This is a genomic window from Chryseobacterium sp. JAH (genome assembly GCF_001507335.1).
GTDB lineage: Bacteria > Bacteroidota > Bacteroidia > Flavobacteriales > Weeksellaceae > Chryseobacterium.
Genome location: NZ_LMAH01000001.1, coordinates 1 through 16,789, shown reverse-complemented (window position 1 = coordinate 16,789; position 16,789 = coordinate 1). Strand labels below are relative to the sequence as shown.

General features: G+C 35.6%; 11 protein-coding genes and 1 pseudogene. 3 read left to right on the top strand and 9 right to left on the bottom strand.

Annotated features, from left to right (window positions below; translation table 11 throughout):
• Nucleotide 1: 1 nt before the first annotated feature.
• From egtB to AR685_RS00030, 6 genes are all read right to left on the bottom strand, one after another.
• Complete coding sequence (gene egtB, locus AR685_RS00055) at nt 2-1,192, bottom strand: ergothioneine biosynthesis protein EgtB (RefSeq protein WP_059123371.1); 1,191 nt, start codon at nt 1,190-1,192, stop codon at nt 2-4.
• 17 nt (nt 1,193-1,209) lie between these two features.
• On the bottom strand, nt 1,210-2,193 hold the full coding sequence (locus tag AR685_RS00050) for an L-histidine N(alpha)-methyltransferase (RefSeq protein ID WP_059123370.1): 984 nt from the start codon (nt 2,191-2,193) through the stop codon (nt 1,210-1,212).
• Between the two features lie 221 nt (nt 2,194-2,414).
• Complete coding sequence (locus AR685_RS00045; RefSeq protein ID WP_047443835.1) at nt 2,415-3,668, bottom strand: efflux RND transporter periplasmic adaptor subunit; 1,254 nt, start codon at nt 3,666-3,668, stop codon at nt 2,415-2,417.
• 1 nt (nt 3,669) lies between these two features.
• Nucleotides 3,670-8,034: a CusA/CzcA family heavy metal efflux RND transporter gene (locus tag AR685_RS00040; RefSeq protein WP_082671869.1), complete on the bottom strand. Its 4,365-nt coding sequence runs from the start codon at nt 8,032-8,034 to the stop codon at nt 3,670-3,672.
• Nucleotides 8,035-8,176: 142 nt separating this feature from the next.
• Nucleotides 8,177-8,503 (bottom strand): DUF6660 family protein, encoded by a 327-nt coding sequence (locus AR685_RS00035; protein ID WP_082002105.1) that lies wholly within the window; start codon nt 8,501-8,503, stop codon nt 8,177-8,179.
• A 923-nt stretch (nt 8,504-9,426) separates the two neighbouring features.
• Nucleotides 9,427-11,142, bottom strand: coding sequence for a hypothetical protein (locus AR685_RS00030; protein WP_059123368.1), 1,716 nt, complete (start codon nt 11,140-11,142; stop codon nt 9,427-9,429).
• A 277-nt stretch (nt 11,143-11,419) separates the two neighbouring features.
• Between AR685_RS00030 and AR685_RS00025 the strand changes: the two genes are divergently transcribed.
• The 3 genes from AR685_RS00025 to AR685_RS00015 all read left to right on the top strand — a co-directional run bounded on the left by AR685_RS00025 (nt 11,420) and on the right by AR685_RS00015 (nt 13,629).
• A complete protein-coding gene (locus AR685_RS00025) occupies nt 11,420-11,656 on the top strand; it encodes a hypothetical protein (protein WP_059123753.1) in 237 nt (78 codons plus the stop codon).
• Between the two features lie 183 nt (nt 11,657-11,839).
• The gene (locus AR685_RS00020; RefSeq protein WP_059123752.1) at nt 11,840-13,324 is read left to right on the top strand and encodes a MauE/DoxX family redox-associated membrane protein; all 1,485 of its coding nucleotides are present in this window, start codon (nt 11,840-11,842) and stop codon (nt 13,322-13,324) included.
• Between the two features lie 50 nt (nt 13,325-13,374).
• Nucleotides 13,375-13,629 (top strand): DUF6520 family protein, encoded by a 255-nt coding sequence (locus AR685_RS00015; protein ID WP_047443832.1) that lies wholly within the window; start codon nt 13,375-13,377, stop codon nt 13,627-13,629.
• A gap of 374 nt (nt 13,630-14,003) precedes the next feature.
• Here the strand turns inward: AR685_RS00015 and AR685_RS00010 are convergent, their stop codons facing one another.
• The 3 genes and pseudogenes from AR685_RS00010 to AR685_RS18345 all read right to left on the bottom strand — a co-directional run.
• Complete coding sequence (locus AR685_RS00010; protein WP_059123367.1) at nt 14,004-14,819, bottom strand: T9SS-dependent choice-of-anchor J family protein; 816 nt, start codon at nt 14,817-14,819, stop codon at nt 14,004-14,006.
• A 565-nt stretch (nt 14,820-15,384) separates the two neighbouring features.
• Nucleotides 15,385-16,224, bottom strand: coding sequence for a helix-turn-helix domain-containing protein (locus tag AR685_RS00005; protein WP_047443830.1), 840 nt, complete (start codon nt 16,222-16,224; stop codon nt 15,385-15,387).
• A 478-nt stretch (nt 16,225-16,702) separates the two neighbouring features.
• Nucleotides 16,703-16,789 (bottom strand): annotated as a pseudogene (locus AR685_RS18345) (peptidoglycan-binding protein LysM); the annotation flags it as partial.

Here is a 16,789-nt window from a genome sequence, read left to right as displayed (position 1 = left end):
GTTATTGAGCAAGCCTAATTCCTGTAAATTGCCATTTTAAGCCAGTCTGAAAGAAGTTGCGGTATGTATTTCTGCTGTGTCCGCTTGGTGTTGCATCTGAAGCGCCACGCAAAACCATTTGATTGACCATAAATTTGCCATTGTACTCTCCGACTGCGCCGGCTTCTTTTTTAAATCCGGGGTAAGGTAAATAGGCGGAGTTTGTCCACTCCCAACGGTTTCCCCAATCAAAATGGTTGGAGGCTACTTCCCATTCAGCTTCGGTTGGCAGACGCATTCCTTTCCAGGAGGCGAAGGCTGAGGCTTCGTAAAAGTTGATGTGACAAACGGCATCATTTAAATCTAATCGCTGAAGTCCATTTAAAGTATAATTCATCCATTTCCCGTCAATCAAATGCCAGTACAAAGGAGAGTTTGCTTCATTCTGTTTTACCCAATCCCAGCCTTCAGCGTGCCAATGTCTGAAGTCTTCATAGCCTCCAGCTTCCATAAATTCCAAATATTCTTGATTGGTAACCAAACGGTTGGCAATTTCAAAATCATTTAAATAAATCTTATGTCCTCCCAATTCATTATCAAAACTGAAACCTTCACCTTGAAAACCTATTTCATAAACACCTTCATCAAAGTGAATCATTTCGATAGTTTCAGAATGTTCTTTCTTCGAAATATCTACATTTTTATAGGCCGGAAAGAGTGGATTGTGACCTAAAATATATTTAATATCAGTTAAGAGCAATTCCTGATGCTGTTGTTCATGATTGAGACCAAGTTCGAGCAAAGGTTTGATTTCTTCTGTCAAATATTCACTTTGTAGAAATAAATCCATTTGCGCATCAACATATTTTCTGTATTTATAAATGTCTGAAACGGACGGACGGCTCAGGTTTCCTCTGTCGGTACGGATAACTCTTGCGCCAATTGTCTCATAATAACTGTTGAAAACGTAATTATACTGAGCATCAAAAACCTCATAACCAGGAAAATTGGGTTCCAAAATAAAAGTCTCGAAAAACCAGGTTGTGTGCCCCAAATGCCATTTTGGTGGACTTACGTCGACGATTGGTTGAACCACATAATCCTCTATTTCCAGAGGTTCGCAGATTTTAACAGAATGATTTCGAATCTGTGAATATTTGTCTGTCCAATTGGTTATAGAATTTGATATCGCAAGAATGGAATTTTCTTTCATTGGAATCTATTTTATAATTATAATACTTGCCAAATCGAATCTACAAACCAGTTTTTGGAATCGGCAATCTCATCAATAACATGAAATTTGGAATCTCGAGCGAGTTTGCTTATATCTTCAAGAGAAAATTTTTGTGAGATTTCCATATCAATCAACTCATTTTCTTCAAAGCGAAAAATTTGGCTTCCAATGTGTACGTTTTGCTCAGTCAAACTTACAAGATAACTTTTGCAAGCGCCCGAAATTGGGTCATATGTTTGGTAATGTTGAAAATTTAGAACATCGAAATCCGCTTCTAATTCTCGGTTCATTCTGATGAGAAGGTTAAGATTAAATGAAGAAGTAATTCCTGCTTCATCATTGTAGGCATCGAGAATGGTTTGCGGATTTTTCTTGAGGTCAAAACCAATCAGAAGAATGTCGCCGCGATTAAGTTTTCTTCTGAGTTCTCGGCAGAAATGATAAGACTCTTCCATATCCATATTGCCGATGTTGCCACCAAGGAATAAAACCACTTTTCTTCTTTGCGAGATGGTCATCGCCTTGTCAAGCATATCAAAATAGTCGCCTTCCAAAGTAATGACTTCCATTGCGGGCAAATCCCTGCTGAACTTTTCATTCAGCTCATCTAAAATATGTCCGGAAATATCGATTGGCATATAGGTGAAATCAATATTTTTTTTGGTCAGATGTTCTAGCAGAAAACTGGATTTTATGGCATCGCCAGCTCCCAATTCTATTAAATCGAAGGCTTCGCTATCGATTAAAATACTTTTTGCTAAGTTCTCAGTTCTATTTTTAAAGATATCCAGCTCACAATCGGTTAGATAATATTCTGGCATATCCATAATTTGCTGAAAAAGCCTGTCACCTGCTTCGTCGTAAAAATATTTTGAATGTAATTTTTTCGGACTGCTTTGTAAACCTTCAAGAACGTCTGCCAGAAAAGTATCCCTGGAGTGGTTTTGTATCTGAAACTCTGTTTCCACCTGTAAATTCATAAATCTTGTTTTTGGGTTTTTAAAGAACTACAACTATCTTGCCGCTGCCATAATTGGATTCCATAAAATTGTTAGCATCTACAATTTTTAATGGATAAGGCTCGAAATTTTGGTTGTGTTACTTAACGACGTTCGAAACAAATGTTTCCCTCCTTGCTGGGTGCAGCAAAGATGCTTGACTTGTTAATTGTTTTGATGTTGGTGCTCCATATGTTTTTATCTTAATGTTCGTGTTCTCCGGAATTACTCAGTTTCGCATTCACAAAAAATGCTCCTTTCACAACCACTTCAGCATCTTTTGAAATTTCATTGACGGTTGTAATTGCTGTGTACCCCATATCAGAAGAACCTTTTACCACTTCTATCTTTTCAAAATTAATGGTTGGGGATTCTTTTTCGGGCGCTTTCTTTTCGTCCTGATGTTCACTCTCTTCTTCGTGATGCTCTTCAGGTCTTCTATCTGTTCTAATGAATACAAAATATTTGCTGTTTGCTTCTACAATCGCCTCGTTGGGAACCGCCGGTGTTGTGCTTTTATCAAGGCTTACAATTCCTGTAATATTCATTCCGTCGATCAATCCTTCTTTGTTTCCAGTGACGGAACAGTGTACGGAGATGGTTTTGCTGTCGTTTTCAAAAGAAGAACCGATGCTATATATTTTGGCATCGTACTCAGTTTCGGGATTGTTGGTCAATTTAAAATGAACAATCTGCCCTACTTTCATCTTGGGCAAATCCTTTTCAAAAACCTGTAAATCTAGATGTAAAGAACCATTGTCAATCACTTCGGCAACAGGCGATGAAAGATCGACATAACTTCCTATCTGTGCAGAGATGGAGCTGACTGTTCCGCTGATTGGCGATGTAATTACCAACCCTGATCTTAAATTTCCATTGCTGATATTCGAAGGATTAATACCCATAATCTGAAGCTGTCTCTGCAAAGATGAACGTTGTGTTCTCAAAGTTTTCAGTTCAGCATCGGAACTTTGAAGATTTTTCTTTGCTCCTGCATCATTATCAAACAGTTCTTTTTGTCTTCTGTATTCCTGCTCGGCAAAGGTAATCCTGCTTTTCACAGTGAGATATTGCTCCTGCAACTGGATGTATTCCGGATTTGAAATAGAGGCAATGACCTGTCCTTTTTTTACAAAATCTCCAATCTGAACATTTAAAGTTTTAATTATTCCGCCATACATCGACGTGATGGTTGCTTTGTTATTGTTGGGAACGCGCAGCGCACCATTTGCTTTAATCGTGTAAGTCAATTCTTTCATTTCGATTTTTCCCAAAGTGATGCCTACTGCGTTGATTTGTTCTTCTGTAACGCTTGTAATAGTTTGTGGTGTTTCCTCGCCATGCTCTTCGGTTTGCTCCGTTTTCACTTCACTTTCAGACTCTTTAGGAGCGCCCTTTTTTCCGCAACCTACGAGAAACAAAAACGCAAAAGTTGTGTAGATAATATGTTGTTTCATTTTATTGATTGATTAAAGAATTAATGGTAATGACAGACTGATTGACCTGTTGAATGGATTCCAGATATTTCAATTGAATATTAGTTGCGGTCTGTAAAGCAAAGAGATATTCGATGTAGGAAATTTCTCCCGTTTTGTAGCCGAGTTGACCTGCCTTCACAATTTTTTCTGCATTCGGCAAAGCCTGATTGACATAATATTCATATTGCTGAACGTCCTGCTGATATTGGCTCAAAGCATTTTCCAACTGAGCAGTCAATTGTTTTTGCTGAAGCTTTGCATTGGATTCTGCGATCTGCTTTTGATAATCCAAAGACTGAATTCTGGCCTTGGTAGCTCCAAACGTCAGAGGAATCGAAATACCAATATTGGCAACATTGAACCTATTTCCGGCATTGTAGTATTTTTCCTGACCGTTCACCGTATGAAAACCGATAAGCGACTGATTCACATATCCTAAACTGAACTCCGGTAAACCTTGTGATCTTTCTACATTTTTATTTTTCTCGGCAATTTCAATTTCCTGATAAAAAGCCTTCACCGTCGGATGGTTTGCAATCGCTGTACTGTCCAGAACATATTCCACTTTAAGTGGTTGATAATTTTTTGTGAGTGGAATCTCAATTTCGTCATCTGTATTGAGTAGGGTTTTTAGATTTTTGTAGGTGGTTTTCAGATAAGTTTTGTTCTGATTTAATAAAAGATCAATCTCTCCTTTCTGAGTTTCTGCGGTGTTGATTTCAATTTTCTTGATGTCTCCGGCATTAAATCTCACCGTTGCAATCCTGATAAAATCCTGATACAGACTGTCGAGTTTCATCAGTTTTGTCTGATTGTAATGCAGATATTCAATCTGATAAAAATACGTTCTGACCTGTTTCGCGAGTTCATTGGCGTTATTTTCCTTACTAATTTGTTTGGCTTTAATTTCCTGAGCGATAAGTTCCTTTCTGGCTTTGAACAAAGTCGGAAACGGAATACTCTGCGAAATCGAAAACGACTGGTCAAATTTCGGACTGTTATATTGTCCCAACTGTGCAGTAAAATTCATTTTCGGAAGCTCATTAGCCGTTGGTTTCAAAGCTTCAGACACTTTAATATCCAAATCTTTTGACTGGATTGAATAATTATTGCTCAAAGCCATTTCTGTTGCCTGTTCAACAGAAAGTGTTTTAGAAGTTTGGGCATTCAAAGTCTGCCCAAATGATAGAATTCCCAAAAGGACAATCGTTGTCAAAGATTTCATTTTAAAATGATTTCTTCTGAATTTTTTATTAAAAATAATGTACAACATTGGTAAGACAAACAACGTGAGGAAAGTTGCGGTGATTAAACCGCCGATAACGACAGTTGCCAAAGGTTTCTGTACTTCTGCTCCGGCTCCGGTTGAAATGGCCATTGGTAAGAATCCGAAAGAAGCCACGGCTGCGGTCATCAAAACTGGTCTTAGTCTTGTTTTGGTTCCTTCAAAAACACGTTTCAGAATATCGGTTTCTCCATCTTTTTCCAATTGATTGAAGGTTCCGATGAGAACAATTCCGTTTAAAACTGCGACTCCGAACAAAGCGATAAAACCAATTCCCGCACTGATGCTGAACGGCATATCCCGTATCAGCAAGGCGAAAATTCCACCAATAGCACTCATTGGAATGGCCGTAAAAATTAATGCAGCCTGTTTGAAAGATCGGAATGTAAAATACAGTAAGAAAAATATCAAAAGTAACGAAGCAGGAACAGCTATCATCAGCCTTTTGCTCGCTGCCTGCAGATTCTCAAACTGTCCACCATAGGTGAAGTAATATCCCGAAGGCAACTTGATTTGCTTATCCAATTTTTCCTGAATATCATTCACCACACTTTCAACATCACGGTCTTTGACATTAAATCCAATCACAATCCTACGCTTACCTTCCTCACGACTTATTTGTGATGGACCGAGTTTATAACTGATATTCGCCACCTGAGAAAGCGGGATCTGGTTTCCGGTGCTGGTGGAAATCATTAAATTACTGACATCTTCAATATTGGTTCTGTGAAGGCTGTCTAACCGGACGACCAAATCAAAACGTCTTTCATTTTCAAAAACATGACCTGCGGATTTTCCTGCGAATGCAGTGCTCAGCGTATTATTAACGTCTTCGATATTCAGTCCGTAATTTGCCATTCTAGTTCGGTCATACTCTACATTGATTTGCGGAAGTCCACTGATTCGCTCGATTTGCGGCGCAGTGGTACCATCAACGGTTTTAATTACCTTATTCGCTTTTTCCGCATAGATTGCAAGAGAATCCAGATTTTCACCAAAAATTTTCACGGCAACATCCTGACGAATTCCAGTCATCAGTTCATTAAAACGCATCTGTATCGGTTGGTTTTTCTCAAAAAAAACGCCGGGAATCAGTTCCAGTTTTTCTGAAATTTCATCCGCCAGCTCATCATACGATTTCTTTGTTTTCCAATCGCTTTGTGGTTTAAGAACGATAATTAAGTCGGAAGCTTCCGGCGGCATCGGATCGGTAGGAACTTCGGCTGAACCTGTTTTTCCAACCACCATTTTCACTTCATCAAACTGTTTGATAATCCTTGAAGCCTGCATTGATGTTTCCACACTTTGGGTTAACGAACTTCCCTGTGGCAATATGCAGTGGAACGCAAAATCGCCTTCCTGCAACTGTGGGATAAACTCGCCGCCCATTCTTGAAAAAATCAAGATACAGACCGTAAACAAAACTACTGTGGCAGAAACAATAATGTATTTAAACTGTAAAGCTTTTCTTAATAACGGCTGATAAATGCTTTGTAATTGATTGATTATTTTATCCGAGAAGGTTTCTTTAGTGGAAACTGTTTTCGATAAAAACAAGGCACTCATCATTGGGACGTAGGTCAGTGAAAGGATCAACGCACCTAAAATCGCAAAACCGACCGTTTTTGCCATCGGTGTAAACATTTTTCCCTCGACACCGACTAAGGTTAAGATTGGAATATAAACGATGAGAATGATTATTTCTCCAAAAGCCGCACTGTTTCTGATTTTCGATGCAGACAGGAAAACTTCTTCATCCATCTCAGACTGCGTCAGTCTCTGAGTGGATTTTCTTAATCCCAAATGATGAAGTGTGGCTTCCACAATAATCACAGCACCGTCGACGATCAGTCCAAAATCTATGGCTCCCAAACTCATTAAATTGGCACTTACGCCAAAAACGTTCATCATTCCCAAAGCAAAAAGCAAAGCCAGAGGAATTGCAGAAGCAACAATTAACCCTGCTCTGAAATTTCCAAGAAAAATCACGAGAACGAAAATGACAATTAAAGCACCTTCGATAAGGTTTTTCTCAACCGTGTTGATGGCCCGTCCAACAAGATCAGTACGGTCAAGAAAAGGTTCGATGACCACATCATTGGGCAGAGATTTTTGAATAGTCGGGATTTTATCTTTTATTAAATTCACAACTTCATTGCTGTTGGCACCTTTCAGCATCATCACAATCCCGCCAACCGCATCCACCTGACCATTGTAAGTCATCGCACCATAACGGATTGCGCTTCCCAGACGGACATCGGCGACATCTTTTATAAAAATCGGAACACTTCCTGTTTTATTCACAATGGCTATGTTTTTAATATCATCCAGAGAAGTCACAACACCAATTCCACGGATGAAATAGGCATTGGGTTTTTTATCGATGTAGGCACCGCCTGTATTCTGATTGTTCTTTTCCAAAGCCGTGAAAAGCTCTGTAACACTGACTCCCATTGCTCTCAAGCGATTGGGGTCGACAGCTACTTCATACTGTTTCAGTTCCCCTCCAAAACTGTTGACTTCGGCAACGCCAGGCGTTCCGTTCAGCTGTCTTCTGACAATCCAATCCTGCATTGTACGCAGTTCTTTGGATGAATATTTCTTTTCGCTTCCTTTTTTCGGATGAAGGATATATTGATAGACTTCTCCCAAACCTGTACTGACCGGAGAAAGTTCAGGGGTTCCCACGCCTTTCGGGATTTCTTCGGACGCTTCTTTTAATTTTTCAGAAATCAGCTGACGTGCAAAATAAACGTCCACCTTTTCTTTAAAAACAACAGTAATTACAGATAATCCAAATCTTGAAATACTTCGGGTTTCCTCAATATCAGGAATATTGGCGATGCTTTGCTCAATAGGGAAAGTGACCAACTGTTCCACTTCCTGTCCGGCCAAAGTGGGACAGACGGTAATGATCTGAACCTGGTTATTGGTAATATCCGGTACAGCATCTATTGGTAATTTGGTGGCGCTCCAAATACCCCAAACAATCAACAACAAGGTCATGATACCAATGACAATCTTGTTCTTGATGCTAAATTTTATGATTTTATCTAACACAGAATTTGATTTAATTTTTTATTGAAATTGTTATTTAATACAATGAGAGAAATAAACTAAATCTTCATTTAGATTACTGCAAACATAAAGTTGAAGACAGTGCATCAACTGCAGAGTCTTTCAGAAAATCGATATAAAAAAATTAAATTTTGGGAGGTTGCCAGATGTGGTGGTAAACCTGATAGGCAATATTGTTCTTGTGAAAAAGAATTTTATTTGAATAATAGAATGGAATCTGAGAAGCAATCTCTAATAAGGGCTCAATCTTGAATGCCGTTACCGTAATTTGACAGCAACTGCAGAAGCAGAAAGGAGAACAGGCATCATCTTTTTTATCTGAATGAGGATGATCCTCACTCACGAAAACCTGAGGATTTTCACTTTGTGAAGACTGCGCATTGACATCACTACACGGCATTACTAATAATGCGATGAAGTAGATGGTCAATATGAGCCTTAGAACTTTCACTTAACAAAAGTATAAAAAATACTTCAGTATGAGCTTAATTCCTTCTGCAATAAATTTTCTAATGCAATCCCTTGGGTGCACCTGTAATGATGGCTTTTTTCCTTATTAATCATTCCGTAATAATCAAATATTTCAAGTATTACATAAAAGTAGAGATTGATTACCTACTATTAATAACCTGAAATTGGACAAACTTTATAATTTTGTGGCTGCTAAAATTCTAAGTATGACATTACTTGATCATTTAATTTGACTTCAGACTCACATTTTTCGTTTACCGATCAGGCGATGCTGTAAAATTTAAAAAATTGGAAACCTGAAAATTTCAGGTTTTTTATTGCTCAATTACTATTCGGTTCAGCAAAAATGAGAAATCCAAATGCAGTAGTTAACATCAGAGAATATATATATAAACCAATTTACACTTATTTGAAAATCAGACATTTACATATTTTTTTGTAGATTGCAGAAGAATTATAGATTGCTTTTTAGACAAGATTAAATCACATGAAAATTTGTTAAAAAAAACTAAAAAGTTTTGCAGCAAAATAATGACAAAAACTATTTTACAGTAAAAAAATCGAAGATTAATAAGCGTTGGAAGATATAGGTTCGACCCCCTCTCTCCGCTGGTTGAGAAACTAAAATAAGCTAAAAGTTTTAGACATTGATGTTTACAGCTCTTTAATTTTACTAATGTATCAAAGACATCAAATAGCTTAATAGTAAGATGACCGATTTCGTGACCTCTGTACAAACTTAATCACCTCACTTAATTCTATATTGCCTCTGTTAAAACATCTTTCCCGACACAAGCCCTCTGCTTAAGATCTTCGTAAAGCTTTTCGATTTTTCTAAAAATTGCTTTTATTACCATTTCCTTTTTTAGAAGATTACAAAAAATCCCATTATTTTGCTGATTGTTAGGATATATCTAATTCCTGTTTTCTTTTGTTGATAAAGTCAATGGGACGAATTCCATTGATCTTGTAAAACAATTCTGAAAATTTCTGACGTGTTGAAATACCGCAGGTGTTGGCCAAAACATCAATATTGTAACTTAGGTATTTTTTGTCGGTATTCATAAGGTTAGTAATGTAATTGATTCGGAGTTCGGCAATATAATTTGGGAAGCTCATCCCTTTATTTTCGTTGATGTATATAGACAGATAATCAGAGTTTGTGCCCAAAGAATCAGCCAAAATCTTTTGTGTCAACCCAAGTTTTCTGAAACCGCATTCCTTTTCGAATTTTTCAATTTTTTTACCGAGCCCTTCGTTAATTTCAGCTGAGAGCGATTTTTTTCTGGTCTGGTGTTTAACTGAACTGTCAGAAAAAGTAGGTGTTATCAAATTAGAGGAATTTGTGTCACCCAGTTTTTTTTTCAGCAGCTCATATTGCTTCTTAATCACTTTCTCTCTGCGATAACGCAGTATGTAAAGGAATCCCAAAATAACAAGAAAGCATAAGAGACTGTGTGAAAACCAAGATTTTATAATGCTTCTTCTTTCGAGATCCTGTCTTTCTTCCAATAAAAATGTGCGATCATAATCCTTATGAATTTTCGATGAGAGATAAGAAAAATCTTTGGTAATAAGATGGTCTGCCTTAAGAAGCTGATTGGTATAATAAAGTTCTTTCTTTAGATTATTATTGTGATAATATCTGATCAGATATTCATAATTATTCATGACTTCTGGTAAAATAAAATTTTGTTTTACAAAAACAGAATCGATTTTTTTAAAATAGATTAACGCTTTTCTCTGATCATTTTCTTCTGCGTGGATTTTGCCTAAATAATAGTAAATAACAGTTGCCCAAGCGAAATCATTTCTTTTTAATATGACCGGAAGTGCTTGCTGCAGATTGGATTTAGATGATGCTAATTGTTTTTTTTGATACTTGGAAATACCTATACATTTTAGAAAATAACTATTTTCTAAAGAAAATTCTGCATCATTGACAGTAATATCATATCCTAACCTGCTTATACTGTCGCTCTTAGAAAAATCTTTTTGATAGCGCCGAATCACCGTCATCTGATGTAGGCTGTTTAAATATGCTTTTTTATTGTTAAAGTACTCGTTGTCATGAATCTTCTGACTCATTGTAGCTTCGTAATACGATATACATTTTTGAAAGTGTTGTATAGCTTCATCATAATATCCTAAATGACTTTTTACAATTCCCAAATGATAGATGACTTTGTAATGATGAAATTCATCTTTTGTATCCTTCGCATAAGTAAAAGCTTTTAAATATTGGTCTAAAGCGAGCTTATACTTCTTTTTATAAAAATAATAGAGAATTCCTTTGCTAAGATAATCTTTGCTGATATCATCTCGCGTACCGTAAACAACGCTGAGCTGTAAAGTGCTGTCAGCGTATTTCATCTTTTCATGAAACGAAGATGTAAACTGTCGTCCGTCACGATACCCTTGGATCAGTTGTTTAAAATCGCACTCGGTTTTTGCTTTTTGAATATAAAGTTGTACTGCCGGCATTGCACTGCTGTCGTCAGTTGTTTTTTTCTCATAAGTTTTTCTGATCTCTCTGAATGTTCTGTCTTTCGTTTGTTGTGAAAATAAATATTGCGAAAACAGGAAAAACAGCATGATTAAGTAATTGTACTTTTTCATATGCTCTATTAACTAACCTCACCATTCCAAAAATAAACAATTTGCTGCAAAATAAATCACTTTTCGAGGTGTTGCTTTTGGTTAACAATCCAAATGAATGTAAATACGAACAATACTTATTTCAGAGGATTATTTTAGTGTCTCAATTTTAAAATTGAGACACCTTTATTTTAAAATCGATCCTTCCAACATTTTTTTTCCAGTATGCATCTCCTATAACTTTGACCATAGAATTCTAATCAATCCGGCCGGGATAAGTAACCAAAAAATAATTAAAATGAAAAAATTTATCCCTATTGCAAGCTTAGTAATGAGCTCGGTTTTTATTCAAAACTGTGCTGAACGAGATGAAAAGATCACACCAACTGATAATACTGTCTTAATCAGTCCGGAGAAAGATGATCAGTCAATGTCAAAAGATTCTGCAAAGTCCGCTGATGGTCATTTGTATCCAGATCCTCCTGTGAGAGATGGTGACAATTGGCGGACTGTAACTAAAAAACACAATCCATAATAAAAGATGATTCCCCAGAAATCCTTATCAGTTGTTACAGGCAAACCATGTCCTAACCGTCTGGGAAAATATGGGGAATTTTAAAACAACCATTACTCTCTGTAAAGGTAAAACCATGCCTGATTACTGCGGTTATGGAGTAAGATGGATATTGGAATGACAAAGATTTTAAATACCAATAGCATGAAAAAGATTATAACCTATTTGCCCTCTTCTACAGCCTATTTTTTTATTTTGCTTTTCTTCTACACAAGTATCAGTAAGATACTTGATTTTGAGAATTTTGAAGTCCAGATAGGACAGTCTCCATTACTGAGTGCTTATGCGGGTATCGTTTCCTATGGAGTCATCATTACTGAACTTATTATTGTCCTATTTCTAAGTATTCCTAAGACACGTCTCCTTGGGCTTTATGCATCAACAGCACTTATGTCTGCCTTTACCATCTATATTTACATCATTCTAAATTTCAGTGATTTCGTTCCTTGTTCTTGCGGTGGGATTCTTGAGAAACTTGGATGGACGGAACATCTGATTTTTAATATCGTGTGTGTTGGAATTGGAATTGTTGCCATCTATCTTGAAACTGTAATCAGAAATTTATCAACTAGGACAAACATTTCCCTTCTCTTTATCAGCAATGTATTGAGTATTGCACTGGTTATCATTTTATTCATTTCTTCAGAACATATAATTAAAAAAGAGAATAATTTTACCCGAAGGTTTTTTCCCAATGGATTGATTGAGCAAGAAAAAAGGAAACTCGATAATGACTTCTATTATTTTGCAGGTCAAGATCAAACCAGTATTTTTTTAGGAAGTATCACCCGTCCTTTAGAAGCGAAAATTCTATCCAAAAATCTTTCCAAATCCTCAAATTTTAAAATTCAATTAGACTCCTATGTTCACTTGTATAAAAACTTAAGATTACTAATCAACTCTCCTCATTATTATTTACATGATGGAAGTGTTCCTGTTATTTTCAGGGGGAAGATTAATAATCCTGCGGCTCTAACGATAAGTTATAAAGATGCTTATTTTGATCAGCTTGCTGTGGTAGACAGTACTAAGTTTGTGTTTCGCACCATCAGCGGAAAAACGAAAGCCTTTACATTGGGAATACTAAATCTGAATGATGGAAAAAAAGTAAAGCTTCATCCTGAAATACTGACAAAACAGACGGATGGAATTTTTGATTCTGATGGTTTACTGATCTCAGAATCGGATCGAAAAAAACTGATTTACACCTATACCTACAGAAATCAATTGTTGGTAATGAATCAAAATATCAATGAACATCTCAGTCAAAATACCATTGATACAACATCGATCGCCAAAATACAAACAACCACCTTATCTGATGGACGCAACAAAATGAGTGCACCATCTTACAGAGTCAATAAACTGCAGACGATTTATAAAAAATACCTGTTCAACAACTCAGATCTCATGGGAAAGAATGAATCCCGAAAGAAATGGAAATCAGCAAGTATTATTGATATATACAACATTGAGAATCGCAGCTATGTGGGCAGTGTTTATATTGCGGATCGTAATGATAAAAAAATAAGCGGTTTAATGGTTACAGAAGATCACCTGTATGCGATCATCGGTACTGAAATTATTTCTTACAGCTTCAGAGAAAGCCTTCTGAACGCCTTACAATAAAGGGAAAGCCGAAAACCTCACAGAGTAGGCACACATTAAACATTTTTATTATGAAAAAGTTCATTATGCCGGCAGTCATTATGGTAATGGCTACAGGAGCTGCTTTTGCAGCGAAAAAAGGTGACAGCAGGAAAGCTGTTGAAATTGGATACCGTTTAGGTAATACGGGCGAAGCAGCCTGCGTGGATACTCCGAAAAGCTGTGACACCAATGGAGTTGAGGTCTGTACGTTCAACGGACAAACCTTAAGACATTTGGATGAAACTTCTTGCGGTGATACGCTGTTTGAAATTCAACCTCAGTAAAAGAAGGAAGGGATGTTTTTACATCCCTTTTTCTGACAGTCATTTAAAAATCTGAATCACTGTCTATTCTTACTTTATTGTTGTTTGCTTTTCAAATTTCAGTATCAGTCTCGGATATCAAAAAAGCATTGGTACTAAAAGGAAAATTTCTGACTCCAATGAACTTTCATTTTTGGTAAGCCTTTTTACATTTCATCAGTTTCTGCTTAGAAAATATTTTATAACATTAAAATTTTCGTTTTGTGAGATTTGTAAAATGAAATTCGTTGGTGTGAAATGCTTTGGTGAAAGATTATTTTAGCGTAGTACACTATATTTTTACACAAAAACCTCTCATTATTTGAAAGGTTTTTATTTTAGCTATATTAAAATTATTATTTCTTAATAATTTTCTTTTTTACAACTTCTTTTCCGTCATCAATTAAAAGCAGATAAACTCCGTTTTGCAAATCTGAAAGATCATACTTATCTGATTTTCCATTGAAAGTCTTCATTTGCTTTCCTGACATATCAATCAAACTTATTTTAGAGATTTTCATGTCAGATTTAATAAAAAGATTATCTTTTACAGGATTGGGATATACCTTGACATTATCTGAAATCGATGACATATCAGATGTGCCCAGTAGACCTGAAGTAATAATAATATCATCAACTACTACCCCATAAGAATAATCTCCTGCATCATCATAGACAAATCTCACCTTAAAATTTGCATTTGTATATGGAGTAAGATTAATATTTTGAGCTTGGTCATAGCTTTCAAGATATTCATCAAAAGTAGCCGGATCGTAGTCCCAAGTTCCAGCTAAACCTGCAAAACTAAATACTTGTACCCATGCAGTACCATTAAAAACTTCCACTTTAAGAATTGAATCCTCAGTATCAATCATGTTTGCATAGTTGAAAGATAAATGTGGATTAGAAACAGAAGAAAGATTTATGACTGGTGAAATCAATTTGGCACTACTATTTAGGGAACTACTACCTGCAGCATCATCATCAAAAAATGCCGCACCACTTGGTAATGAGTTATAAAAAACTGATGAACCCACTTCCCAATTGTAAGTTGTATCAGGATTTTCAACTGTCCAACCTGCTGGCATAGAGCCAGAATTAAAATTTTCAGAAAATACCTGCGCATTGTTTATGCCGAAACAAAAAACTGCTAAAAGTAAATTTTTTTTCATAATTAATTATTTAAATTTATTTCCAAATTTAATGATTTATCATAATACAACAACTATGTCATAAAAAGTTATTTCCCTTACTCTTAAAGCTAAACAGTACAAGAATTGTGTCCTAACACAGTTACAACTTCAATAATTGAGGTCTGTACGTTCAACGGACAAACCTTAAGACATTTGGATGACACTTCTTGCGGTGATACGCTGTTTGAAATTCAACCTCAGTAAAAGAAGGAAGGGATGTTTTTACATCCCTTTTTCTGACAGTCATTTAAAAATCTGAATCACTGTCTATTCTTACTTTATTGTTGTTTGCTTTTCAAATTTCCGTATCAGTCTCGGATATCAAAAAAGCATTGGTACTAAAAGGAAAATTTCTGACTCCAATGAACTTTCATTTTTGGTAAGCCTTTTTACATTTCATCAGTTTCTGCTTAGAAGATTTACCTGCAGTAAAAATATCTTTTTCGAGACTGGATTCTGCTAGATGCAGATCTGCTTTTATTGTATCACCTTTAAAAATATCTCCAAAAGTTCTACTGAAGACACTGGTTGATGAACACTATTTTCACTTCACTGTTTTTATTTCTGAAGGATTTTTCCCGGCATGCTTTTTAATGAAATTGTTGAAATTGGCTTCATCACTGAATCCCATATCATAAGAGATCTGTGATATGGTAGAAGTTGAATACATTAGCTCTTTTTTAGATTCAGCAATCACTTTATCAATGATAATTTGCTTTGCCGATTTTCCGGTAACATATTCAGTCATTTCTGTTAACTTTCTAGAAGAAATATTGAGTTCATTAGAATAATAAAGAACTGTTTTCGCTGTTTTAAAGTCCCGTTGTAAAAGTACCTTAAATCTGTTGACATGATATAAATAATCTAATTTAGGGTCATTTTTAACTTCTTCAGTAGGTATATTCAGCAGAGCATCTAAAATTAGACGTTCTATTGCATTATGTGCTGCTGAAATATATAAAGCTTCATCTTTAGCTAGAAATTTACTCATACTTTCAACGAAGATTATTTTCATTTCTTTAATGTTATTTAAAGGAGAAACAAAAATGTCTGAATTGTAATTAAAAAAGACCTGGGAGTTAAGGAATAGACTGTCCTTTGTTGATCTTTCATAGAAGCTGGAAGAAAAAGCAATAACAAAAAAATCTTCACTTTTGGTCTTCTCAAAAATTATTTTTTTATGGGGTCCTAAGAAAACCGTATTTCCTCCCGGGATATCATAAGGTACATTTTCAACAATTATTCTTATATCATCAAGAAATAGATAAATACAAAAGTAATCTGAAGTGGAAAATTCTCTAATATGATTGTTTCTTTCTATGATATGATCCAGCCTATTAAGGCTGAAACCTATTTTTTTTAATTGTTGAGTAATTTTATACATTATCTTCTAAATTTGTTTTAAAAATCCTTTGTTAAGATTATTTGCTTAAATATATAAAGTACTTTTTGTGCCACAGACTGATAAATAGTACAAAAGTGGATAGTATAAATTGAGTATTGATTATATAACTTTCATAATCAGTATATTCCAATCATTATTTAATATTCTGCCTTTCAAATACTCCAAATATTCAGCAAACTAATTCATAAAATTGCAAACATGTACTGTACCGTTTTTTGAAATTTGATCACTTTAAAAAAGATATAAAACGGCTTTATCAATTTGCTGAATGTTTGGTGTGATCTATGAATGAGATTTAAATGTTCGAAAACATAAATTCTACCATACAGCCGATAGATCCGTATTCCCGGATTTTGAATTTTCTCTATATCGGTATCAATTCATACAAAATCAAAGGCTTCCTGTAAGAAGCCTTCGAAACACCAAATCACAAATATTAATATGAAAATATTTTTTTTTATAAAGCTGTTGCAGTATACGTTACTGTTTGCGTATACGTTCCGGCCGGTTTACCTAAGATATCAGAAGATGATGATTTCGACGC